Annotated in this window: 23 protein-coding genes and 1 other annotated feature; all 23 genes read right to left on the bottom strand. The window is 40.8% G+C overall.

Annotated elements, in window-relative coordinates; genetic code table 11:
• Window positions 1-20: 20 nt before the first annotated feature.
• The 23 genes from ACTNCH_RS06465 to ACTNCH_RS06355 all read right to left on the bottom strand — a co-directional run bounded on the left by ACTNCH_RS06465 (window position 21) and on the right by ACTNCH_RS06355 (window position 24,853).
• Entirely contained in the window at window positions 21-974 is a 954-nt protein-coding gene (locus tag ACTNCH_RS06465; protein WP_441016932.1) for a Gfo/Idh/MocA family protein, read from the bottom strand.
• A gap of 124 nt (window positions 975-1,098) precedes the next feature.
• Window positions 1,099-3,519 (bottom strand): phenylalanine--tRNA ligase subunit beta, encoded by a 2,421-nt coding sequence (gene pheT, locus ACTNCH_RS06460; RefSeq protein WP_441016929.1) that lies wholly within the window; start codon window positions 3,517-3,519, stop codon window positions 1,099-1,101.
• Window positions 3,520-3,534: 15 nt separating this feature from the next.
• Window positions 3,535-4,554 (bottom strand): phenylalanine--tRNA ligase subunit alpha, encoded by a 1,020-nt coding sequence (gene pheS / locus ACTNCH_RS06455; protein WP_441016926.1) that lies wholly within the window; start codon window positions 4,552-4,554, stop codon window positions 3,535-3,537.
• Window positions 4,555-4,759: 205 nt separating this feature from the next.
• Window positions 4,760-4,996: a binding site (T-box leader), on the bottom strand.
• Window positions 4,997-5,082: 86 nt separating this feature from the next.
• Complete coding sequence (locus ACTNCH_RS06450; protein WP_441016923.1) at window positions 5,083-6,375, bottom strand: ATP-binding protein; 1,293 nt, start codon at window positions 6,373-6,375, stop codon at window positions 5,083-5,085.
• Between the two features lie 116 nt (window positions 6,376-6,491).
• Entirely contained in the window at window positions 6,492-7,256 is a 765-nt protein-coding gene (locus ACTNCH_RS06445; RefSeq protein WP_441016920.1) for a transposase, read from the bottom strand.
• Between the two features lie 252 nt (window positions 7,257-7,508).
• Entirely contained in the window at window positions 7,509-8,540 is a 1,032-nt protein-coding gene (locus ACTNCH_RS06440; protein ID WP_441038323.1) for an acyltransferase family protein, read from the bottom strand.
• Window positions 8,541-8,558: 18 nt separating this feature from the next.
• A complete protein-coding gene (locus ACTNCH_RS06435; RefSeq protein WP_441016914.1) occupies window positions 8,559-10,100 on the bottom strand; it encodes an oligosaccharide flippase family protein in 1,542 nt (513 codons plus the stop codon).
• Complete coding sequence (locus ACTNCH_RS06430) at window positions 10,090-10,947, bottom strand: family 6 glucosyltransferase (RefSeq protein ID WP_441016911.1); 858 nt, start codon at window positions 10,945-10,947, stop codon at window positions 10,090-10,092. The genes ACTNCH_RS06435 and ACTNCH_RS06430 overlap by 11 nt, the downstream gene beginning before the upstream one ends.
• 18 nt (window positions 10,948-10,965) lie before the next feature.
• Window positions 10,966-11,898: an alpha-1,2-fucosyltransferase gene (locus tag ACTNCH_RS06425; RefSeq protein ID WP_441016908.1), complete on the bottom strand. Its 933-nt coding sequence runs from the start codon at window positions 11,896-11,898 to the stop codon at window positions 10,966-10,968.
• Entirely contained in the window at window positions 11,876-12,508 is a 633-nt protein-coding gene (locus ACTNCH_RS06420) for an acyltransferase (protein WP_441016905.1), read from the bottom strand. The genes ACTNCH_RS06425 and ACTNCH_RS06420 overlap by 23 nt, the downstream gene beginning before the upstream one ends.
• Before the next feature lie 11 nt (window positions 12,509-12,519).
• The gene (locus ACTNCH_RS06415) at window positions 12,520-13,359 is read right to left on the bottom strand and encodes an NAD-dependent epimerase/dehydratase family protein (protein ID WP_441016902.1); all 840 of its coding nucleotides are present in this window, start codon (window positions 13,357-13,359) and stop codon (window positions 12,520-12,522) included.
• A gap of 48 nt (window positions 13,360-13,407) precedes the next feature.
• Window positions 13,408-14,301, bottom strand: a complete 894-nt coding sequence (locus ACTNCH_RS06410) for a glycosyltransferase (RefSeq protein ID WP_441016899.1) — start codon at window positions 14,299-14,301, stop codon at window positions 13,408-13,410.
• Window positions 14,261-15,427, bottom strand: a complete 1,167-nt coding sequence (locus ACTNCH_RS06405; protein WP_441016896.1) for a hypothetical protein — start codon at window positions 15,425-15,427, stop codon at window positions 14,261-14,263. Before ACTNCH_RS06405 ends, ACTNCH_RS06410 begins: the two co-directional genes overlap by 41 nt.
• Window positions 15,424-16,467, bottom strand: coding sequence for a glycosyltransferase family 2 protein (locus tag ACTNCH_RS06400; protein ID WP_441017820.1), 1,044 nt, complete (start codon window positions 16,465-16,467; stop codon window positions 15,424-15,426). The genes ACTNCH_RS06405 and ACTNCH_RS06400 overlap by 4 nt, the downstream gene beginning before the upstream one ends.
• Window positions 16,468-16,487: 20 nt before the next feature.
• Window positions 16,488-17,459, bottom strand: coding sequence for a hypothetical protein (locus tag ACTNCH_RS06395; RefSeq protein ID WP_441016893.1), 972 nt, complete (start codon window positions 17,457-17,459; stop codon window positions 16,488-16,490).
• A 55-nt stretch (window positions 17,460-17,514) separates the two neighbouring features.
• Window positions 17,515-18,360 carry a beta-1,6-N-acetylglucosaminyltransferase gene (locus tag ACTNCH_RS06390; protein ID WP_441016890.1) on the bottom strand — a complete coding sequence of 282 codons (846 nt, stop codon included), beginning with the start codon at window positions 18,358-18,360 and terminating at the stop codon, window positions 17,515-17,517.
• A gap of 21 nt (window positions 18,361-18,381) precedes the next feature.
• Window positions 18,382-18,879, bottom strand: a complete 498-nt coding sequence (locus ACTNCH_RS06385) for a glycosyltransferase (RefSeq protein ID WP_441016887.1) — start codon at window positions 18,877-18,879, stop codon at window positions 18,382-18,384.
• 10 nt (window positions 18,880-18,889) lie between these two features.
• The gene (gene pssD, locus ACTNCH_RS06380) at window positions 18,890-19,366 is read right to left on the bottom strand and encodes a PssD/Cps14F family polysaccharide biosynthesis glycosyltransferase (protein WP_441016884.1); all 477 of its coding nucleotides are present in this window, start codon (window positions 19,364-19,366) and stop codon (window positions 18,890-18,892) included.
• Window positions 19,367-19,625: 259 nt separating this feature from the next.
• Window positions 19,626-19,949: a hypothetical protein gene (locus tag ACTNCH_RS06375; protein WP_441016881.1), complete on the bottom strand. Its 324-nt coding sequence runs from the start codon at window positions 19,947-19,949 to the stop codon at window positions 19,626-19,628.
• Entirely contained in the window at window positions 19,946-20,488 is a 543-nt protein-coding gene (gene loaP, locus ACTNCH_RS06370) for an antiterminator LoaP (protein ID WP_441016878.1), read from the bottom strand. Before loaP ends, ACTNCH_RS06375 begins: the two co-directional genes overlap by 4 nt.
• A gap of 314 nt (window positions 20,489-20,802) precedes the next feature.
• The gene (locus ACTNCH_RS06365; protein ID WP_441016875.1) at window positions 20,803-21,675 is read right to left on the bottom strand and encodes a tyrosine-type recombinase/integrase; all 873 of its coding nucleotides are present in this window, start codon (window positions 21,673-21,675) and stop codon (window positions 20,803-20,805) included.
• A 105-nt stretch (window positions 21,676-21,780) separates the two neighbouring features.
• On the bottom strand, window positions 21,781-23,178 hold the full coding sequence (gene pdxR / locus ACTNCH_RS06360) for a MocR-like pyridoxine biosynthesis transcription factor PdxR (RefSeq protein WP_441016872.1): 1,398 nt from the start codon (window positions 23,176-23,178) through the stop codon (window positions 21,781-21,783).
• 7 nt (window positions 23,179-23,185) lie between these two features.
• Window positions 23,186-24,853, bottom strand: a complete 1,668-nt coding sequence (locus tag ACTNCH_RS06355) for a glutamine--tRNA ligase/YqeY domain fusion protein (RefSeq protein ID WP_441016869.1) — start codon at window positions 24,851-24,853, stop codon at window positions 23,186-23,188.
• Between the last annotated feature and the right edge of the window lie 89 nt (window positions 24,854-24,942).

The raw sequence follows: 24,942 nt of genomic DNA, 5'->3' as shown, positions 1-24,942 counted from the left end.
CCTTCCTCCGGTTCTTGTCCTTAAGCTTTTCTTGCCTGATTAAGAATCCGCATAACTCTCAGGCTGTGGTCCAGACGCCTGTCAAACTCTGCCCGGTCATTTCTTACGTAATAGTCCGTAAAGGCAGTCAGTTCTTCCGTGAAGGCATTCTCCCGGCAGGCCAGCTCATAATGCACCGGCTCCTTTTTATTTTCCTGATAACTGAACTCCTCAAAGCGTCCGGAATTCGAATGGCTGAAGATACAGCCCTTATCGCCCTCGATATTCACGGAAAGCGGCGCTCCGCAGTCCTTTGCCGCGATGCAGACACACTGAAAGCCCGGGTACTCCATTACCAGGATTCCCGAGGTATCCACTCCCTTTTCTATATTGGGGAAATAATGAACCGCCCTGGGTTCTCCAAAAAGCCCCGCCACAAAGTGGATATTGTAGATATTCAGATCCATCAGCGCGCCGCCCGCCTTCTCCGGATCAAAGACCGGCGCAATCTGTCCCCGTTTAAAAGCCTCGTAGCGGCTGGAATACTGGGAAAAATTCAGCTGCACAATCTTCACGTCACCCACACCCGGCAGAAGCTTTCGCACCTCTTCATAGTTGGCATTGTACTGATTGGTAATCGCCTCAAAAAGAATCAGCCCTTTTTCCCGGGCCAGAGCTGCCAGCTCCTCTGCCTCTTCACAGGTCACGGTAAAGGGCTTCTCCTGAATCACATGTTTTCCTGCCTCCAGCGCCTGCTTCGCAAAGGTGTAATGCAGATGATTGGGTACCGGCAGATATAATACGTCAATCTCCGGATCCGCAAGCAGCTTCTCATAGCTGTCATAGGCTGCCGGAATCTGATATTTCTCACAAAGCTCTTTTCGCTTCTCCTCTTTTCGCGCAAACAGAGCCGTCACTTCCATTGCAGGAATCCCGTCTGACGCCTCCAGAAACCAGGGCACTGTCATCCCTGCCCCAACGATACCTACCTTCATACATCATCCTCCTGTCCGAAATTGCTCACATAAAAATATTATAGCATGTCCGGGCCATTCTGTCAGCCAAAACAGGACATCGATCTTTTCAATCGATGTCCTGTAAAAGTTTTACAGTTTTATACTACTGACGAAGCTCTGCGTTCAGGCCCTCCAGACCCTTCAGGATCCGCTTCATAGCCGCGGAAATGTCGCTCTCCTCCAGCGTCTTATCTTTACCGCGGAATACGATAGAATAAGCCACGGACTTATAACCTTCCTTAATCTGGCTTCCCTCGTAGATGTCGAACAGCTGGAAGCTTTCCAGATAGCTGCCGCCCTTCTGCTCAATCACCTCTTCGATCTGGCCTGCCAGCACCTCCTTGGGGATCACCATGGAGATATCACGGGTTACTGCCGGGAACTTGGCAATTCCCTCATACTTACGACCAAAGGTCGCCATCTCCGTTACCACCGGCATATCCAGAACAGCCACATAAGCCCGCTCGCCGATGCCATAGGTGTCGGCAACCACCGGATGAACCTCACCCAGATAGCCCATCAGCTTGCCGTCATAATAGATATTGGCCTGACGTCCCGGATGGAGATAATTCTTACCGGCCTTCGGATCATAGTGTACACGGTCGCGCATACCCAGCTTATCGAAGAACTCCTCGATAACGCCCTTCATATTATAGAAATCGCCGTCGCCATACATACCCAGGGTGAACTGCATCCGCTCATCCGGAAGCTCCTGAAGCGGAAGCGCCTTCGCGATATAGATATTACCCATTTCGTACAGACGTACATTCTTATTTCTGCGATTGTAGTTCGTAGCCAGAGAAGTCAGCATACCATTCATGGAGGTAGTACGCATGATACTGAAATCCTCGCCCAGCGGGTTGGAAATCCGGATTGCCCGGCGCATGGGATCCTCCGCGTCAAGAAGCAGCTTATCAAATACCTTCGGGCTCTCAAAGGAATAAGTCATACCCTGGGAAAAGCCGCAGAACTCAGCGATATCTCTTGCCACAGCCTCCACGCGAAGCTTGAACGGAAGCTTACCTGTGGTAGCCTCTCCTCTCGGCAGTGTGGTCGGAATATTGTCGTAACCGAAGAAACGCGCTACCTCCTCTGCCACATCTGCCAGGCGGTGAATATCCTGCCGGAAGGTGGGCGCTACGATTTCATTGGTTTTCTCATCATAATCCAGCTCGACCAGCTTCAGATAATCCAACATCTGCTCTTTGCTGAGATCGGTTCCCAGAAGACCATTGATCTTATCCGCGTCAAAGGGCACTCTGGAAGGCTCGCTCTTTCCGTAATAAACGTCAACCATACCGTCTACCACTTCACCGGCTCCCAGCTCCTCAATCAGCTGGCAGGCACGATCGATGGCAGCCTGGGCATTGTTCGGATCCAGACCCTTTTCAAACTTACCGGAAGCATCGGTACGAAGACCGATACGCTTTGCGGAAAGGCGGATATTCACGCCGTCAAAGCAGGCAGCCTCAAACAGCATCGTCTTTACATGGTCTGTAATCATGGAATTCTCACCGCCCATGATACCTGCGATTCCCACAGCCTTCTCACCGTCGCAGATCATCAGAACATTCTCATCCATGGTACGCTCCTGGCCGTCCAAGGTCACGAACTTCTCGCCTTCCTCTGCCCGGCGCACCAGAATCTGATGACCCGCAATGGTATCCAGATCGTAGGCGTGCATGGGCTGACCATACTCTTCCATTACATAATTGGTGATATCCACGATATTATTGATGGGGCGGATACCGTTTACAGCCAGTCTGCGCTGCATCCACTGCGGTGAGGGAGCCAGCTTGATATTCTTGACCACTCTCGCGCAATAACGGGGGCAGAGATCCGCATCCTTTACATCTACCTTGATATAATCATTGACATCTCCGCCGGAGCCCTTTACGGTTACCACAGGCGGTACAAACTTCTTCCGGAAGGTCGCCGCTGCCTCTCTGGCTATACCGATGACACTGTAGCAGTCCACACGGTTGGAGGTAATCTCATATTCAAATACTACGTCGTCCAGACCCAGGGCGTGGATAGCGTTCTCGCCTACCACTGCGTCATCCGGGAAAATATAGATTCCGTATTCCGGCGCTTCCGGGTACATCTCCCGGCTCTGACCCAGCTCCTCGATGGAGCACATCATACCGTTGGACTCCACTCCGCGAAGCTTTCCCTTTTTAATCTTGATTCCGCCCGGAGTCATCTTGCCGTCATGTCCGCCTGCTACGCGGCCGCCGTCCAAAACTACCGGAATTTTCTGTCCTTCTTTGACATTGGGGGCGCCTGTAACGATCTGAATCGGCTCTGCCTCTCCGATATTAACCTGGCATACTACCAGCTTATCCGCGTCCGGGTGCTGCTCAATCTTCACGATCTGACCAATGATGATATTTTCCAGATCTGCGTCCAGTCTGGTGAAGCCCTCCACCTTCGTTCCGGAAAGTGTCATTGCATCTGTATATTCCTGCGCCGTTACATCCAGATCCGGCACATACGCTTTAATCCATGATAAAGATGTATCCATTGTTTTTCTCCCTCCTTAGAACTGTTTCAAGAAACGAATATCATTTTCGTATAACAGTCTCATGTCGTCAATCTCATACTTCAGCAACGCAATTCTCTCCAGACCTACGCCAAAGGCAAAGCCTGTGTACTCGTTGGGATCGATCCCACACATCTCCAGTACGTGAGGATGTACCATACCGCAGCCCAGGATCTCGATCCAGCCGCTGCCCTTGCAGAACCGGCAGCCCTTACCGCCGCATTTGAAGCAGCTTACATCTACCTCGGCGCTGGGCTCCGTAAACGGGAAATGATGGGGACGGAACTTGGTCTTCGTCTCGGCGCCGAACAGCTCCTTGGCAAACTCCTCCAGCGTACCCTTCAGATCCGCAAAAGTAACATTCTTGTCCACAACCAGACCTTCAATCTGATGGAAGGACGGGGAATGAGTTGCGTCCACCTCGTCAGAACGGAACACACGTCCCGGAGCGATCATACGGATCGGCAGCTTTCCTTGCTCCATCACACGGGCCTGGCAGGGAGAAGTCTGGGTACGCAGCACGATGTTTTTATTGATATAGAAGGTATCCTGCTCGTCCTTGGCCGGATGTCCTTCCGGAATATTCAGTTTTTCAAAATTGTAAAGGTCGTACTCGATCTCCGGTCCTTCTACCACCTCGTAGCCCATACCTACGAAGATACGCTCAACCTCCTCCAGGGCAATGGTATTCGGATGACGATGTCCTACATTGTTCTTCTTCGCCGGAAGCGTTACGTCGATAACCTCTGCCTTCAGCTTCTCCTCGCGAACCATGGCTTCCATCTTTGCCTTGGCTTCTTCCAGAACCCTTTCAATCTCTTCACGGGTCTCATTAACCAGCTGGCCTACCTTCGGTCTGTCCTCCGGAGCCACGTCCTTCATGCTCTTCAATACGCTGGTCAGTTCACCCTTTTTACCAAGAATGGCCACGCGAGCTTCATTCAATGTGTTCAGATTTTTCGCTTCCCGAATCTGCGCAATGGCATTTTCCCGGATTTTCTGCAGTTTTTCCTTCATTGTTCTCACCTTTCCTGAATTATTGGTTTTTGAGGGACGTGTACTCCAGGGCAGTTTCAGAAAGCTATCGCTTTCTGAAACTCGCGGCTTTCGCCGCATAGGCAATTTCAAAAGCAGACATTTGTGTGCAAGCACCCAACTGCCTGCTTTTGAAACTGCCTGCCCTTCTCAATGCAAACGCGCAAAAAAAGCTCCATCCCTACACAGTAGGGACGGAGCATATATTCCGCGGTACCACCCTGATTCCTGTCTCTTCATTTATCAGACAGGCTCTCATCTTCTGCGTAACGTGCAGGTTACGTCACCGCCTACCAAATCTCTTCAGCGATGCTGCTCCGGTGGGAATTTCACACTCTCTTCTGAACTTAAGCCCGCTCACAGCCGCTGACGGTCTCTCTCTGAAAGAAGAAGAAAGGTTACTGTGCACCTTCGTTGCATTTGTCATATCAAAGGTTATTTTAAACCTTTACGGGCGAAGATGTCAAGTACTTATTTGACAACGTAGGTACTCAACTTTCCACTTCACTTTTATAACAGTTCCTTTGTTTTCCGCGCAAGATATAACGGAATATTAGAAATGTATCCATCCTTCCGATAACCTCTTTTTGAAAAGCGCAACGCATATTTCGGTTCATGCTCTGCAATGTACCGTTTAAACGATGGTGCTGATTTATCTTCTCCGCCCTTCACTTCAACCGGGATAATCTCCGTCCCATATTGAAGCACAAAATCAATTTCTCTGTTTTTATCCGAATAATATCTGGGCTCCACCTCAAATTGTCCGCGAAGCTGCTGCAGAACAAAATTTTCTGTCAGCGGTCCTTTAAACTGATAGTCGTTTTTTAAAAGGATCGCACTATTATCAATTCCTGCCATAGTTTTCAGCATGCCTGTATCAAAAAGAAAAAGTTTAAACTGATCCAGCCTGTCAAACGCCGACAACGGATGCTCCATTCTGGAGACATTATAAACCCGATTCAGCATGCCAGCCGAAACGAGCCATTCAATCGCTTCTTCAAAGTCTCTCGCTCTGGCTCCCTCCCGTACTGCACCATACATAAACTTTTCATTTGGCTTGGCAAGCTGCGCCACGATACTGCGAAATACCATGAGGATTCGTCCACTATTGACCTTGCCGTTATGTTTAGAAAAATCATTTTCATAAACCTCTATCAATTCATGCTGAATACGCGAAACTTTGGCCGGATCTTTGTATTTTATCCAAGACGCAACACATTCCGGCATTCCGCCAATAATCAAATAATTATGATAGACCTCCAACAGTCGATTATGAAAAATTTCTTCTATCTGCTGCTCTTTCTGAATGCTCATATAATAAGCATACAGAGATGGCTCCGTCGCTTCCAGAAACTCATCAAAAGTCAGCGGGTAGATATCGAGTAAATTTACCATTCCAACCGGATAGGATTTTGGCTGCGCTAAAAGCGTTCCCAGCAGACTGCCTGCCGCAATCACATGATACTCATTGGCTTTTTCCTTAAAATACTTCAAGGAATTCAATGCTTCCGGGCACTCCTGTATCTCATCAAAGATAATCAATGTGGTACCCGGTTCAATCTTTTCACCCTGAATCATGGATAGTAATTCCAGAATTCTCTGTGGATTCTTATTAACCTCAAAAACAGACTTCAATTCATCTTCTTCATCAAAATTAAAATATGCAATCTTATCATAATAATTTCGGCCAAATTCCTTCATCAGCCAGGTCTTACCCACCTGCCTGGCACCTTTTAGCACCATAGGTTTACGATCTTCACTGGATTTCCAGTTTACCAGATCCTGTATTGCATTCCGTCTCAATAAAATCACCACCTAATTGTTGATGATACTAGTATTGCACATTTTTCTGGATTTTTCAATTTTATTTTTCACATTTTTCCAAGTTTATTTCGCCAAAAAATCGCATTTTTCTGTTTCTAAATAAGGATTTTATAGCAGTGCACGAATTTTGGTTCCTCGGTCAGGATGCGCTTTGAAAAGGTATCCTTCTTTTCAAACTCACCTCGATAGAAACGTTTGCAGTAGTTATCCAGCGTGTCATAACCGATTGCAAAGCAGGGACGCTGCTTGTTGTAAAAGTCGATGTAGCGCCGCAGGGTGGCCTTTACCCCTTCTCTTGTACGGCACTGATCTAACTGGAAATCCATATACAGTTCTTCTTTAATCCAGCCATTCAGTGCTTCGTTTACAGGGGTGTCCGTTGGTTTTCCCGCCCGCGACATAGAACGAATAATATTTGTGTCCAGTATTAGAGCATTGTATGCCATTGAGGCATAAACCGAGCCCTGGTCTGTATGGAGGATTGTCGGTTCCTCACGGCCCTTTAGCATTTCCACTACGTCTGCTAACCCATCTACATATTGATCTCGACCTCCTCGACGCTCAGACAGTTTCCATGTCAGGATTTGCTTTGTGAATACATCGAAGTAGAAAGTGACCTCAAAATAGAAAATCCAGAACTTCAATGTGGTCATATCCGAAACAATTACCTGGCGAGGACAATCTACGGTATCCCAAGTTGTGAAGATAAGATTTGGGTACAGATCTCGGACCTTTCTAGGACGATAATGCACCTGATGCTTGGTTTTTGCCTTTATTCCCAGAAAACGAAAGGCCTTGTACACATAGTTATCGCTTATATCCTGCTGATGATTGATTCGTATAAAAGCCGCCTTCATCATACTACTTAATCCACTTCTGGAATGCACCGGTTGAAATGTGGTTTGCTTCGCAGAAGTCACTCATTTTGATACGGTAGTTGCTTTTGTACTGCCGGATTAGAAATTCCTTTTCCAACAGATTCAAGTGTTTTGACATAAAGACGAGCTCCTTTCCGGTAGAATACTCGCCTTTATATTACTCCACGGTTAGGCTTTTCTCTACCCTTCCGTGTCCACTTTTATAATAGCATCATACATAAAATTCTTAATAATTCAATATTGCTTTTTCTCTTTGTTGTGATGTTCATTTCTTCCCCCGGTAAATATGATATTAACTACTGTAGGCAGTCTTCTAATAATCAAATTCAAGCAAAACCCTATTGTAACAATCAGCACTGTTTCGAGAAGTATCATGAAAATCAAGCTACTGTATTTTCCAAAATGAACATTTCCCTTATTACACACAGCAAGCATTACTATAATTATTCCCTCATGTATTGAATATATTATAAACATATCATTTTTAATTATCGAATCAGCCTTCAATGTAAAATTAGGAAGAACATTCCATAATGACAATGTACATAAATATAATAATAGTGTTATAATAACATTATCGCCTAAAATCGTGGAACTTAATAAACATATCATCGATATAATTCCTGGTATAACTGTACTATGCCTACCAAGCTCAATTAATTTATGCTTTGAACAATATACACCATATAAGAATGGCGGTGCCATTCTTAATGTTCTTTCAACCCACCAGTCATACGGAAAGCTGATCAATGAATGAATCACAGCATGGTGAAACGCTGCCACCACAAATGTCAATATAATAATTAGCCATCCAAGTTTTGTTGATAGCCAAGTCCACCGACTCATGCAAATTGAGGAAATTGCCAAATAAATATATAATACAAAAATATACCATAACGGTCCATCAAAAGGTGTCAATGTATATCCTAAAATAACCGTTCTAATATTGGGCAATCCATTTTGCAAAATATACAGGCTGATATAAATTGTATTCCAAGCAATGTAGGGAACAATAAGTGTCACTAATCGTTTCTTTAATTTATCTCCACAAGATTTTTCAGATACAAAAAATTTATATGCAGAAACAGCGAAAAAATAATTTAATGCAATTGGCCCAAATGTTTCAAAAAACTGTCTCAGGTACCTCCCCCCCTCATTAAATTCTGACAATTCAATCAAATGAGGAGCTAGGTGATAGACAACTATTAGAATAGTCATCCAAAAAGAATAAAAAATCATTTTATCTCTATTTTTATATTTCAACAAAAGTTTTCTCTCTCCCCCCTATTTTCTTATCAATTTGAGTTTTATAATGCTAATTATCTCATTTTTCTCCTGTTTGCTAAAAATGAGAATAAATTCCAATATATACCCAATCAAACCTACAATCAATATATTAACGAAAAAGCTAATCCAATTAGGGAAATCCATCAAATTTTTTACTACAAAGAAAACAACACATACAACAGCTAATGATACCCAGGATCTAAATTCTGTTTTCCAAAACGTCCATATAGGTCGATGCAGTAATTTTGCTGCACACGCCGGAACAACAACTCCATGCGTAAACCCTAAAATTACTGTACTCGTTCCTGCTATAGCATAAACACCTAATCCAGTACATTTCAGAAGTATTAGGGTAGTTGCAATACTGATTATACTTGAAACGAGCAGTACAACTGAATATATCCTAACTTTATCAATAGCAATAAATATAGAATGAATGCTGTACATATATGTGCTGATAATAATATCCAAAAGCACTAAGAGCATGAGAATATATATTTCTACGAACTGTGTTCCTGTATAGCTTGTGTCACTCAACCATAGCTTTAAAAAATCATATCCAAACACAATAATACCAGCATATGGAACCGTGAAAAACATCGTCAATATTTTCAGCTGACTATTGGCTTCATAAATAAGTTTGTTGTTGCCATCTGACGCAAAAACTTTCGTTAAGGCTGAAGAGAAAATATTTGAAAACACGCCTAAGGCATTACTTAACGCCAAGGGGATTTGCTTAGCCAAAGAAAGACGCCCCATTATAGCACTACTGATGAACCAGTTGCTAAATAAAAGATCCAATCCATTTAGTAACAAATTGCTTATATTAGATATCAATACCCAAAATCCCGACTTCAACAATACTTTTAGTTTACCGAAATCAAAATAATTTTTATCTATATCAAAATCAACAAACAATTTTTTGGTAACTTTGTAATTTCCCCAAAGAGTTACAATGCCAGCAATAAGAGTTGCTAAGCTCAAATAATAAACCTTTGCTGGCAAAAAAGAGAAAAGGGTAAATATTAGTATACTTTTAATTACATTCGATACTATTTGCACAATCGAATTATAGTGCATTTCTCCTGTTGTAAATGCTGCAGCCGTATAAACCGTGCCTATTAAAGATGTTCCCATATTTACAAAACTCAGTAAAAATGTCAGTTTAACTTGGAACACCAATGCGGCTGTGATATTCACAATGTATTCCAATTTCCAAACAAACAAAATGGAAATAATCAATATTAGCCCATACAAAAAGCAATTTGAGATAAAGACAGAGCAAAAATACGACTTTGCCTTTTCTTTATTGCCTGAATTATATTCTACAGATATATATCTACAAGCCATCGAATTAATTGCAACGGAAACAAGGCTGGCGTATGAGACAAAATTGTTAGCTAAATTTATAAATCCATATGCCTCTTCGCCTAATTTTCCTACAACAAAAGGGGATAACCAAAAGCTAATAAACATTTGGACCCCGAGTGTAATAAATGCAGCAAATATATTTATTAAAGTAGCTTTTTTATTCTTCATCACTTATTTCCTTAATATGAGCTCCTGAGATAACGTCTATCAAATACATAAGTCTTTCTTTCAATAACAGCTTTCTTTTCAAGACGCCCAAAGATTTTCTTACACTACTTTGTCTCTTAGCATACTGACCTTTAAAGGACTTAACATCAAATTTTGCTTGTTTACTTACAGCATATATTTTCTTAGGATATGAAACTTCCATGCCACAAGGATAGCAATACATTGGCTCTAATATACGAACTCCCGGTTTATTAACGATATATCTATTTAGCTGTGATTCATCATGCCATTTTGCAATAATATTCTTTTTTAAATCTTCCTCAATATTATGTTTGAGCGTTTTTGACATCTTAATGAATGCATCACTTGTACCACAGAACATCGCACCAATCACATAATTTTCTCCACAGTTCCACGGTATATATGCCGAAGAAATTTTTCTTCTCTCATAAGGAAATTCTATTTTACTTTTTCCATAATATCCCGGGTGTGCAGTCACAGATAGCACTTCATTTTTTCTTGGCAAAAATTCTTCCGGTGTGATAATCTCATTACAAATCATGTTTGCATTCGAAAACATGAGATAATCACATTTATTCAGCTCATCTTCTATCTTCAAAAATGTTGAAAATCTAAAAAGCGTAATAAGCGGCCAAGGCATTGGCTCAATTGCTATTTTTTTTACATTTATATTGTTCTCGGCAAAGATTTCCTCGGCATCTGTAAAGACATAATATCTTTTCTCATAACTGGGTAAAAAATTCTTTTCAAATGACTCATAGAAGTCCTTCCAAAATAATACATATGGTCCTGTACATATATATAATATTCCAATGCTTTTTGTCATAAACATTCCTCACATTCTCTATACTTCAATTAAATGCCAGCTATCTTCATATAAATCAATTGGCATATCAACCGACATCCATCTGGAAGGAGCTACAACAATTTTGTTATCCGCTTTAGATAAATACTGTGCCCACCAACCAAATGTAGTATTTCCTATAATAAAATTCTTACATTCACTCATTGCTGCAAGCGACACATAGACCGGTTTGCTTTTATCCTGAACCACATAATCGTATTTTGAAGCGTCAATCAAATGCTCCAATACATAATCTACATTATCCGAGCAAATAAAGAACAACGGATTATCGACATTTTTTATTATATATTGAATGGCTTCTTCCCAATATTTCATTGAACACACATCGTACATAGAACTTCCAACATTATGCTCAACCTTTACGCTTATACAAACACTGTTTCGTTCACGCAATTTGTAAAGTCCCGGATACTTGTCATAATCAGGAAATTGTGTCCCATCAAACAAAGTCAGTAAATCCGCTTTTATTTCATTGAAATATTTTTGTGACTGGAAATATCCCTCAATGTAAATCGGCTTTTTTATATTTAAATGCTGTTCCATATAACCATTTTCACAGAAGAAAAGTCCTGATTTATTAAAAAAAGGATTTAATTTGTTTTCAATCCTAAACTTTTCCATATAATTTTTTTTTCGTGTTAAAACTCGGTATATTTTTCTAAGAAAATACTGTTTTGTCATCACAAAACGATTTTCAAGAATGCTTTCATGTATATATTCCACATTCGGCAAATCATAATACATTAAGGAATTTTCCCAATTGCATCGGATAATGTCAGAATCATCCATTATAATTGTGGGATTATTAGGCATTTCTAATTGTAGTTTTCTTGCAAATGCATATTGAAAAAGTTGATTTCCAATTCTTCCTTGCAATGGCAAATAAATTTTATTTTTCTCCATTTTCTTCATTATATTTTTCCCATCTTTTCGACTCAAAATTATATACTTTTAACACTTTTGCAGGATTACCTGCTGCTATAGAATAACTTGGTATAGATTTTGTGACCACTGATCCTGCTCCAATTATGCATTTCTTCCCAATAGAAACACCAGACAGGATACAAACCTTTTCCCCTATCCAGGAGCCTTCACCAATAAACACATCATTTGCCGTTAATTCTTGATCCATGTATGGCACTATGCTCTCCGGATCCATACCATGATTTTCATTTGTCACAATAACATTTGAGGCAAATAACACATTATCTTCTATAGTTATACTTGCTTTGGATGAAGCTAATGCTGAAAATCCAAAGCCAATATAACAATTGTTTCCAATTGTTATATTGGCTTTATTACTATCATTGCCATAAACCGAAAGACGGCTATTGTTTAGTATGGTAGTACCATTCCCAATTTCAATATTTCGGCATCCTGACAACTGTAAATAAGGCCTTGCAATTATAGAATTTTTCCCAAATTTTCTAAACTTCTTTTTGGAACCATAACCAATCTCTTGCTTACAAATAATGACACATTTTATATAATGCCAAATTTTTTGCAATTTTTTATATAACATATCCAGTCCCTTTATTTTGATTTTCTATTTTCCATGATAATTTTTATTTTTGCATCGTCCCCCCAAACAGCCTTGCTATCATATGGACGATCCGGGAATTTACCATAATCAAGTTTTATATTATAATTATTTTCTCTGATAAATCTTTCTACTCGGTCAGCCAGCTTCTCAGGCCTTCCATGACATATATTTATAATGCCAACAACTTCATTTTGCTCAATTGCCGCCGATACTTGTTGAGAAAATTCATTATAGTCAATGAAATCCCATTGATTTTGTCCTGACGTAAATGGAAACAGTTTTTTCCCTTCTTTTTCAGCTGCAGTTATCTTTGAAAAAATTGAGCACCCATGCTCTGTATTGCCGACAATATAATATCCCCTGAGCCATTGGAAAATAACATTATGATTTTTACAAATCAGCTTTGTCATATTGCGTAATGCATCTTTTGATATACCATATAAGCTTTCTGGATTAGTTGGTGTATCTTCCTTTATACTTCCCTCAAAAAAACCCACTTCATGCATAGATCCTAACACTGCAATTTTTTTCACACCGCTTGCTGCCATTTTTTCTAAAAAGTCATAATGCTTTGGCAAATCCATAACATGTGATGTATCATTATGTACAAACCCATTTCTCCATGCCAGGTGCAGCAAAACGTCCGGACTTCCAAATTCACAAAAAGGATCTTCTACCGAAAAAATATCACACTTAACAGTCTTAGCACGATTATCAATTTCTTCTGAATCATGATGACAAGCAGCAATTACTTCATGTCCATCATCACACAATTGTTTTACAATTCCAGTACCCAGGTACCCATTAGCTCCTGTAACTGCTATTTTCATATTTATGTCCTCCACGTTCACCAGTCTCGTATCTATTTTTAAATCAAGCTATACCAGATTTCTTATCTTTAAACATACTTTTTCAATTCCCAAATAGTATGTATTGACATTTCCGCACAATTTAACAAAATCAGCAATATTCGGAGAAGTTTTAATTTTCTTTTTTATTTTCTGAAATTTTTCATACTCTGCAATTTCACAATAATATAAATCCGAATCTAAATAATCTCGTATTTCTCGCTCCGTAACCCCTGTTTTTCTATTTTCAGATATAAATCTTCTTAAAATATACTGTTCAACCTTGTTACTGTTTGAAACGCTATCTAATCTGATTCTGTATTTTAAAATAAAATCATTCACATTTCCCAATTTAAAATGATTTTGCACTGATCGGCAAACAAAATCATAGTCCTCACATCTGGGGACATCACGATACCCATTTAATTTTGTATATACTTCTTTTCTTATCAACCAAGTTGGGTGAGGAATACAATTTCCCCATTTCAAAAATCGCTTAATTAAATACTGCTTGCATGGAAAATGTAATTTGGAAATATAATTTCCATTTTCATCAATTAAGCAAACGCTTCCACCGACTAAGTCAAGATTGTTTTTTTCCAAATAATCTTTTTGTAATTTCAGTCTATTTGCTTCGCAAATATCATCTGCATCCATTCTTGCCAAATATTCTCCTTTGGATTGGCAAATAGCTTTATTTAAACTATTAACAAGACCGATATTCCTGTCATTTTTTATAACACGAATGCGAGGATCATCAAATGAATAAATAAACGCACTTAATTCTTCATTATTTGGATTATCAATCACAATTATAAATTCAATATTGGAATATGTTTGTTTTAAAACCGATTCTATGCTTTCTCTTAGTTCGGAAACTGATTCATTGTAAGTACTCATTATTACGCTTATGAGATCTTCCATATCCACTTCTCCTTCTAAGTCCTTCTATTAAACATTTTTCAGAAATTATTAAGTATGGCAGGACACTATAGTCAATCAAATCATTATCTATCAGATTACTACATGCAACTACAATTATTAAAAAAAGGACAAATGTATTATTTTTATATTTTTTTGCTACGCAATAGATAAGAATACTTAGGAATATTATCATCAGAACTCCATACCTTATGATTAAAAACGCATATCCATTATCTATCACAATTTCATTTTCAAAATATGTTTTATTTGTCATTTTAGGAATTAAACTGATCCCCAATTTTTGAATCATACTCGCAATATACGTAAATCTATAAGAAAGCATATAATCGAGCATTCTAAAAGCAGCAACTTTATCTAACATTAATGGTATTAAAATAGAAAATACAGCCAAAAGAGGAACTATAAGCTTAGCCACAAAGCCAACTATTCTATTAATTATTTTCTTAAATCTGCCAGTTTCTATTACTGAATCAGTAAACCATTTTCCTAATACTAACAAGAATGTCGTAAACAATGAGTTCCTTGAACCGCAGAAGTAGTAAATTACCAAATCTACGGTTAAAAGTATAAAATAATGTTTCTTTTTGAATATACCGGTTAACAATCCATATCCTACTAAATAGCTATATATCAATGGTAATACATTACTATGATAAAAACCTAAAGAATGTCGAGCTACACTGCCAACCCACCTTTTAGTGATTTCGTCATTGTAAATTCCAACGATTGAAAATATAAAGACACATAAAGTGAAAAATAGCAACGTAAAATATGCTACTTTTAATATATCTTTGTCTTCTAATTTATTTGCAAAAAAAGCAAATAAACTAATTAGAATAAATATTAATGCTCCAGATTTCACTAATACCAAGAGATCTGCACATAATAAAATTATCACTACTTGAATCTGCTTTTTAGAATATGCTCTAAACATTATTCCAGCTGTCAATATAATAAATGCTATATACTTTGCTGGTATCGTCAACGGATATAAAACATCGGTATTTGATACATCACGATTGAATAGCGAAAAGACAAATAATACGTATGAAATTGAAAGAAGGAGATTGATTTTATTTATTTTAGAGCTATTTCTTATCTTCATTTACCCTTTCCTCTTCCAATTTGGCTCAAAGTATTTTTAATGTATAAAAGCATACATATAGAAAAATATAATCTGAATTTTAAAAGCGTTAATAAATAATAGTGATCCGTTTGCAAATATCCCTTTATGGATTTTAAGTGGCTTAACGCAGTATCAACCATCTCATCATTGCGGATATTGGTAAAATACTCCCTTTGTTGAGTATAGGACTTCCAAACTCCATATCGTGACTGTGTGATGGCACGTCCCACTGTCTGCATAACTTTTACTGCAAACAATTTTTCAAAATCGCATATATTCCAACTGTTCTTTTGGTTTCTAATTTGCTCAAGAACCACCTTAAAGCCAATATAATAATTTCTATCAAATCTGCGGGTCATTCCGGTTCCAATACGGTAATCATAAAGTTCATCATTTATATAAATAAACGCTTCTGCTTTATTATATAGTTCAATGCTCTGTAATGAATCTTCACCATTTGAAACTTTATAAAACGATGAATAATCCTTATCAACATCAATGCAACTTCTTTTATATATTTTTGTACACAAACTCACAACACTATGCTCTTTCAAGAAAGTCTCTAAAACACTGCTCTTATCTACTCTTATATCTGGTTCTACAGAAAAAATATTTTTATAAGCAACTTTCTTAAAGTCACCCTCCATATAGTTGTAATTAAATAATATAACATCTGGCTCCGTATATTTATTTACTATTTTTTTTAATTTCAGTAACATCCCAGGTTCTAATAAATCATCAGAATCACAATTCACAATATATTTTCCGCTGGCCCTCTTAAAACCATATCGCCTGGTCGCTAATAATCCTTGATTTTCTTTATGAAAAACTCGTATTAAATCTGGATATTTATTTTCATAACTATCACAAATACTGCCACTGTTATCTGTAGAGCCATCATCAATCAGAAGAACTTCAAGATCATTATCAATTACTTTTGACTGTTCTATTATAGAGTTTATACACTCATCTAAATATTTTTCTACGTTGTATACAGGGACAACAACACTGAATAGCATAAAATTCACCACAATCTTTCTTAATCATATAAGCCTAAATCAAAAACATATTCGTCAACGTATTTTCCACCATTGAGGGCATAGCTGAATTTAGATCCTTGCGTTATGGAACTAATTAAATATTTACATCTGGAAAGCAGAATCATTTTTACTAAGTATTTCTGTCCACGAAGTTTTTTGTCATCTTCCAAGACATTCGATCTGCTTAGAACGTCTTTACCATCGTAATCATAGATAAACGAATCATATGAAACGATTTTGATGTACTCTCCAAACTTATTTCTTAAATCATCGTAAATATTTCCGTCTTCTGTAACTAAAAAAACAGAAGCATGATATTGTTCGATATACTTTTCAATTTGCTGTTCCACTTGCTTCACATTTGGCTGCACATATTCACCGGAAGGACGCAATTTTATATAATCTGTTCCCCTAACATAAACGCCAATACAATTATCTATATCAAGAGCCTTTGCTTCTTTTTCTACAAGAGTTAAAACCTCATCACTAAAACATAAATTCTTGTTTAAAAGCTCATAGCTCATTTTTTCAAGTTTTTTATTAAAAAAAATCTCCGCTTCAAACAGACCCAGTGGATTAACATCTTTTAACGTCCAACCGGACAGATAGACATTTTTACTATTGTAAACTTCCTCTTCTTTAATATCAGAAGGCTGTTCGAAGAAATAATTCCAAACATTATTTTTTCCATCATAATACTGCGTCTTATAATTTTTCCAATCTACGAATGGAATGTATCCATTTTTCTTTGCGTAATCTATGTATATGACCTGTTTATGAATTAGTGATAGTAGCCCTTCCACTCCATCCTGATAATCCGGCTTGATAATATAAATTACTTTGTCAGCATTACATTTCCCATAGCTTTTCTTTTTTTGAAGAACATTCCTTCTTGCAATGAAATAATAAATATATTTTAATTTATATCCTAAAAATCTATGCTTTCTTTGAAATTTCAATCCTACAGGCATATATTAATTCCTTCCGTTTTTTAACCTCACCAAAATTTCATCGATTAAATCCTTATCAATAGTTTCCGAAAATTTTCTGGCAAATAAATTGAGATTTTATGTCGTTTAATCTGTATGTATATGGATTTCCGTTTTTTCCTCTGCTCCAATCAATGCAGCGAAGATTTGCCGCCTGTTTGTCAGCCGGTTGAAAGATATAATCCTTGAAACCGCAATTATATGCTATTGTTTGGATAAATAACTCATCCGCACAATTTGTATATGAAAATACACTCGTAATTTTATCTTTATTTTCAAGAATAACCTTCACAAGCTCATCTGTAATACTTACCCAATTCGAACCATATTTAATCTGCCAATCCAAATTTCTGACTCTATTTACGCCAAAAACAATTTGTAAAACCAAAGAAATTCTCTCGCAAAACGTGAAGAAACTGTTCTTCCATTTTTCTACATATCTTCGTCTATAGTTCTGAAGAAAATGATAGTATTTAGCTCTTCTGGATATTTCAGGATTTTCCTTTAATGCATCCTCATCATAAAGAATAAATTCCTTACCCTTGTTTTCCTCAAAAAAAGAATCAGTTTCTTCATTGTTTTTTAGTGGTAAATCAGCTCCGGAAATGATATGATAATAATCATAACCGTTTGTATATGCTTGTTTGAGAAGAAGTATTTCTACTTGTACCTGTGAAAATCCTCCCCAATACACTTCAAATTCACGATAAAACTTTAATGATGATTTCGTTACTGAATTTCTAAAGTAGGATTCATCGAAATCTTTACTTTTCTTATCGATGTGCACATAAATATCATGTGTACCGCTATCCAAGCATTCTATTAGCTTTTTCAGTTGCCACCAATTATTATGTGCAATAATTAAAAAAGCATGTTTCATCATAATCCACCGTTTTCTTTTACCTTATCTCAGCAAATCGCTTACTATTTCTTCCAATTCACCGCAGAACTTCTCATTATTACTGCTCATGCCATGACCCATCTTAGCAACAATATCATCGTAATTTTTAATCACATCGCCAAGCGTGCTTATGTCCTCAACCGGGATAATGGTTCCCATTCTCTCTGCGACATTTCTTGCAAATTCCACCTGGTGGTCATTCACATGCTCATCAAACCGGTGTTGACGAGGTACAACGATAGGTGTTTTACCGATTTGCAGAGGCATGATAAAACTTGCCGGTCCACCGTGTGTAATCACGATTCGTGCATCTTCAACATTTTTTATCATCTGCTGATAAGGAATCAGTTTACTCCACTGACAATATTTCGGTTCGTATGTACTGAACCCGGTTTGCATAATGACGTCTTCGGCAATGATTCCGTCTCTTTTTAATTCATCTACTGTTTTCACAAGCCTGTTAAACGGCTGCTCGTGTGTTCCAACTGTTACAAATATCATCTTTTCCCCTTTAAAAGATACTGCCTAAATTGATAGCCTTCGGATAAACTTTCTTTTGTTCTTCCCACTGCACAATAAACTTATCTACAATCGGATATACCAACCTGCCGGTTACAGTAGGCTTGTCAATGCGGTCAAATACTTCTATGTAAATAAGTTTTGCTCCCATCAATTTACCAAGGTAAAAGAATGGAAACGCAACCGCCGCACCGGAAGAAATGATTAAATCCGGTTTTTCCTTACGCAACACTTTCCATGCAATAGCAGTATTCTTTATCAAAGCTTTCAGGCTGCGATTGGTAGGATAATAGCAAGGATACATTTTTTCACCATATAAAAGGCTTCTTGCATCCTCTTTATCGAATGTAACCCAAAAGCGATTCTTGTCATTCCAGAAAGGCTTTAACATATATAAATGAGTCAAATGGCCGCCTGATGAGCCAACTAAACAGATTTTTAAATTTTCTTTATTCGCCACCTGCTGCATAAATTTTTCCCTCACACTAAACAAACTTTGTTTTCGAAACACGAGAAATAGCCCGAATGAAACTCTCGTTTCACTCAGGCTTGACTACCTCCTGTTCTCATTTTCTATTTCCACATATGGATAATAATTAAGGAATCAACATCATTGGGTGTGTATGTTTAATTCACTAAATATAGAAACCATCAAGCCGCTAAAGGCAGTAGATTTCAACAGAAGTACTCTCTCGACCATATGCGAAATAGACTTTTCAAGAAGATGGTCAAGCCGTTAAAACGCTGTATTTACGCGGTGTTTTCTGGTTTAACCATATAATATCTTTCCAGCCGTGAATGGTTACAACCACTCTTTTTCCAATTAGTTTAGGTATCCAACAAAATGCCGCTGGCCCCTCTGCATGAATATGCACTACATCATATTTTCCAAAAGCAGTTTCCAATACCGCAAAAAATGAAGAAGAAACAGCTGCCAACCCTCTCTTCTCAATCGTCAAAACTTTTCTCAACTTTATTCCTTGATACTCATTCCCTATTTTTGTATCAAATTCATTTCCACTGACATGATGTCCACTTCTCATATTTTTCATGCCGTCTCCAGCATCCTTTCATACTCTTCCCCACTGACCTTCGCTTTTACTTCCAGCCCAAGCTTCATCTGCCGGCTCTCTTCAAAGAGCCTTACTTCCACTTCTGCCAGGCGCTTGTGACGGTCTATCCTCCGCACCCGCTCTACCGCGTGCTTTAAAGGACCCTGCCATACCATCAGTTGGCCGTCTACCAGATAGCCGATGGAACAGCGGATACAATCCTGCTCGTCCAGCATTTTTCTCAGGAAGGTTTCCTCTTCTTCGCGTATGGGATAGAATCCACCGCCGATGCGGACGGGCGTAACGGTGTGTGGGATACGCAGTAACGCCTCTTCCAGCTCTGCGGGCTTCTCGCTTTCTATGAACACATAGCCCGGGAAGGCTGCGGCTTCTTCGGTATGCCACTGTCCCTGGTATTTCTTCATGTACTGATATCTGGGCACAAAAATGCGTGCCGCAAGATTCTCAGGGAGTGCGTTGCGGCACTCTTCGATGGCTGTCCGTTCTTTTCCGCACGTTGTCTGCGCTGCATACCACATTTGCTTCCGACTCCTTGTTTCTGCGGGGTTCTTGGGGGCAAGGGATGCAACGTAATAAATATTATGTTGTCTTCCCTGCTTATCATTCATAGATTATAGCGCATTCAATACAGTAATACAAGGCATTTTTAAAACACAGTGTTCCTCTTTCTGGAAATCAGCTGCATGTAAAACTTCATTATTTTCATCTAATTACACAAATGTGTATCATCTAAGGGATAGTTTATCCTGAATTTCCCTCAAATAGCAACCACAAACGGATAGCATTCCCGGTATATTTTCAATTCTCATTTCCATTTACAACATAATATTTATTATGTCGTCTTTTTTTGTTCCCTGCCTCCAATCACCAGCCGCATGCGGTCCAGCTGTCTCCGGTGCTCCCGCCCGGTGGATTTGATATAGATCCGGGTCGTTTCGATACTGCTGTGCCCCAGCACGTCTGCCAGCTTGGCGATATCCTTCTTTATCTTATAGAAGCAGCGGGCGAAGAGGTGACGCATATTGTGGGGATAGACCTTGGCCGGATCTACCCTGGCCGCCCTGCTCAGCTGCTTCAGCATCCGCCAGACATTGCTGCGATCCAGCGGTTTCCCGCTGCGGCTTCGGAAGATGGGACCTGTCTCGATTTTTTCTTTTTTCGCATACCTTTTCAGCAATTTGCTCAATTCACCCGGATAGAGAATCCGGCGCATTTTCCCTTTGTTATGGATTTCCGTCATGCCGTCCTGCAGACTTTCTACGGTAATGTAACGCAGCTCACTGATACGGATACCGGTGCTGCCTAAGGTCTGTATCAGGCAGGCCAGTTTTTCTCTGTCCTGCTCCATGGCTGTGCGGATCAGACGGATATATTCTTCCTGCGTCATTTCTCGGTTTTCCGGGGCAAAGGCGTCCTGCTGTACTTTAATCGTTTTCACCCGCAGATCGCTCCAGCCCATCTGACAGCAGAACTGGTTGACGGCGGCCAGATAGGAATTGATGCTGCTCACCTTATAGTGACCGTTCTGTTCCAGATCTTCCTTATATTGCACCAGCAATTCTTTTGTTATCTCCCCGGCTCCCGCATATTCCCGGAATTTCCGGATATCTCGCAGGTATTTCCGTATGGTTTGTCTGCTCTTTTCCGCACAGACCAGATAGTTCCGGAATTGCTCTATGTTCTCATTGGTAATGATTCGGTTCATATGATTTTCCCCCGTTTTACTCCTCTTTTTTATATATAAGCATACAAAAAAGACCACCCTGTATAGATTTCATTTCCTATACAGAATGATCTTTTTGATTTTATCCTATCTCCACACCTCCGCCAGTCTCTCCACCGCCGCCTTAAGCTCCGCCTCGGTCAGGGTGGCGTAGCCCAGCAGAATGGTGGCTTTCTGTTCCGGTTCCGTTTTTCCCACACGGTATTCCGATAAGGGATAGACCCGGATTCCTTCTGCCTCTGCCCGGTGAATCAGTTCACTTTCTGAAAGACCATTGTGGAATTCCAGCAACAGATGGACGCCGGCGTCTTCCCCGCGGATGGTACAGACCCCGGACAGCTGTTTCAGTTCACCCACCAGGATCTCCTGCTTATGGCCGTAGATGGCGCGCATCCGGTTCAGATGACGTTCATAGTGGCCTTCTTTAAGAAAGCTGTTCAGGATCATCTGGTCGATACGGGATACCGTGGAGGAAAAGCGCTGAAGCTCCTGCTCGCAGGTCGCGAAAAGCGGCTCCGGCAGTACCAGGTAGCTGATTCGGATGGCCGGGGCAATGGATTTGGAGAAGGTTCCCATGTAAATGACTTTCCCTGTCCGATCCGCGCCCTGCAGTGCGGGAATCGGCTTGCCGCGATAACGGAATTCGCTGTCGTAATCGTCCTCGATGAGGTATCGGCCTTCTTTTTCCGCAGCCCATTGCAGGAGCTCCAGACGCCGTTTGATAGGCATCACGATACCGAGGGGATACTGATGGGAGGGCATGACGTAAGCCACATCTGCGCCGGACGCAGTCAGCTCCTCCACCCGCATACCGGAGGCGTCCACAGGCACGGTACAAAGCTGAAATCCCATTTTTTCAAATATCCCGTAAGCATGCTTGTAGGTTGGGCTCTCCATAGCCAGCTTTCGTTTTCCCAGAATCGCGGATATCAGCATCATCAGGTAGTCGTTTCCCGCTCCCAGCACAACCTGCTCCGGACGGCAGTTGACGCCCCGAGCCTGGTGAAGGTACCGGCTTATAGTCTCCCGAAGCTCCCACTCGCCCCTGGGATCCCCCAGCTGGAACAGCTCCTTCCGATCGTCCAGCAGCACATTTCTTGTGATCTTGCGCCATACGCCATAGGGAAAGCTGTCCAGATCGATACCGTTGGGCGTAAAGTCGTATTTCCAGCGTTTTTCTTCGGTCTTTGGCGCGGCTTCGCCTCTGTCCTCCCCGTTTTTCAGATGATACAGCCCTTCAATCCGGCAGGCATAATAGCCCTTGCAGGGAACAGACTCCACATATCCCTCCGACAGCAGCTGATCATAAGCCAGATCCACGGTGCTGCGGCTTACCTCCAGATAACGAGAAAGAGCCCGGCTGGAGGGAAGCTTCTCTCCAGCCAGGATCTTATGTTCCTGGATATCCTGTTTGATATAATGGTAAATCTGTTCGTACAAAGGCGTTTCCGCCTTTGCGTTCAGGCTTATCGTCAGTTCTCGCATCGGTCTCTTATGCCTTCGGGAGCTTAAAGGAGCTCTTCAGGGATACAATTCGGTTAAATACCATTTTTTCCGGAGTGGAATCCTTGTAGTCCACACAGAAGAAGCCGTTTCTTACGAACTGGAAGCTATCAAAGGCCTTGGCGCCCTCGAAGCCCGGCTCCAGGTACGCATGCTCGACCACGGTCAGGGAGTTGGGATTCAGGTTCAGGCTGCCATCCTCATTGTATACACCCTTTTCCTCGTCAATGATATTTTCGTAGAGACGGACCTGTGCGTCAATGGCGTAGGGAGCCGGTACCCAGTGAATCGTTCCTTTTACCTTACGGCCGGTAAAGCCACTGCCTGCCTTTGTCTCCGGATCATAGGTACAATGTACCTCGATCACCTTGCCATTCTCGTCCTTGACAAAGCTCTCACATTTTACAAAGTAAGCGTGCATCAAGCGCACTTCGTTGCCCGGGAAAAGACGGAAGTACTTCTTCGGCGGCTCCTCCATAAAGTCGTCGCGCTCAATATAGAGCTCCCGGCAGAAGGGAATCTTACGGCTGCCAAGCTCCTCATTTTCCAGGTTGTTGGCTGCATCCAGATATTCCACCTGTCCTTCCGGATAGTTGTCGATCACCAGCTTAATCGGATCGAGGACTGCCATCAGACGCGGTTTCTTCAGCTTCAGATCCTCGCGGATGCAGTACTCCAGCATAGCATAGTCTACGGAAGACTGGCTCTTGGATACGCCGCAGAGGTCTACGAACATTTTGATGGACTCCGGTGTAAAGCCACGGCGGCGGAGCGCTGCGATGGATACCAGACGGGGATCGTCCCAGCCGTCTACGATACCTTCCTCTACCAGCTTTTTGATATACCGCTTACCGGTAACCACGTTGGTCAGGTACAGCTTCGCGAACTCAATCTGTCTGGGCGGCTGCGGATACTCAAGCTCCCGCACAACCCAGTCGTACAGCGGTCTGTGATCCTCGAATTCCAAGGTACAGATGGAATGTGTGATTCCCTCGATGGCGTCCTCGATGGGATGCGCAAAATCGTACATGGGATAAATGCACCATTTGTCCCCGGTATTATGATGTGTGATATGAGCCACACGGTAGATAATCGGGTCGCGCATGTTTATATTCGGTGACGCCATATCGATCTTGGCCCGCAGAACCTTCTCGCCGTCTGCGTATTTTCCGTCCTTCATCTCCTCAAAGAGCTTCAGGTTTTCCTCTACGCTCCGGTTGCGGTAAGGACTTTCCTTGCCCGGCTCTGTCAGAGTTCCGCGGTATACGCGCATCTCCTCCGCTGTCAGATCGCAGACATAGGCCTTACCCTTTTTAATCAGCTTTACAGCTGCCTCATACATCTGATCAAAGTAGTTGGACGCAAAGAACAGGCGATCCTCCCAGTCCGCGCCCAGCCACTGAATATCTGCCTTGATAGACTCTACAAACTCTACCTTTTCCTTGGTGGGATTGGTATCGTCAAAACGCATGTTGAATTTGCCGTGATATTTCTGTGCCAGACCATAATTTAACAGAATGGACTTGGCATGTCCGATATGCAGGTAACCGTTGGGCTCCGGCGGGAAACGGGTGTGGACTGTATCGTACACGCCCTCTGCCAGATCCTTCTCTATGGCCTGCTCAATAAAATTTTTGCTCGTAGCCTCGTTTTCCATAACGCTTCCTCGTTTCTGTTGGTATTTTAATTCCTAAGAATTCCATATTGAAAAAATCATAACATAGAATCCCGGAGAATTCAAGCCTG

Origin of the sequence: Candidatus Merdisoma sp. HCP28S3_D10, from assembly GCF_052065835.1 — a bacterium.
Lineage (GTDB): Bacteria > Bacillota > Clostridia > Lachnospirales > Lachnospiraceae > Laedolimicola.
The sequence above is the reverse complement of the archived record's forward strand: the minus strand, read 5'-3'. Positions and strand labels throughout refer to the sequence as shown.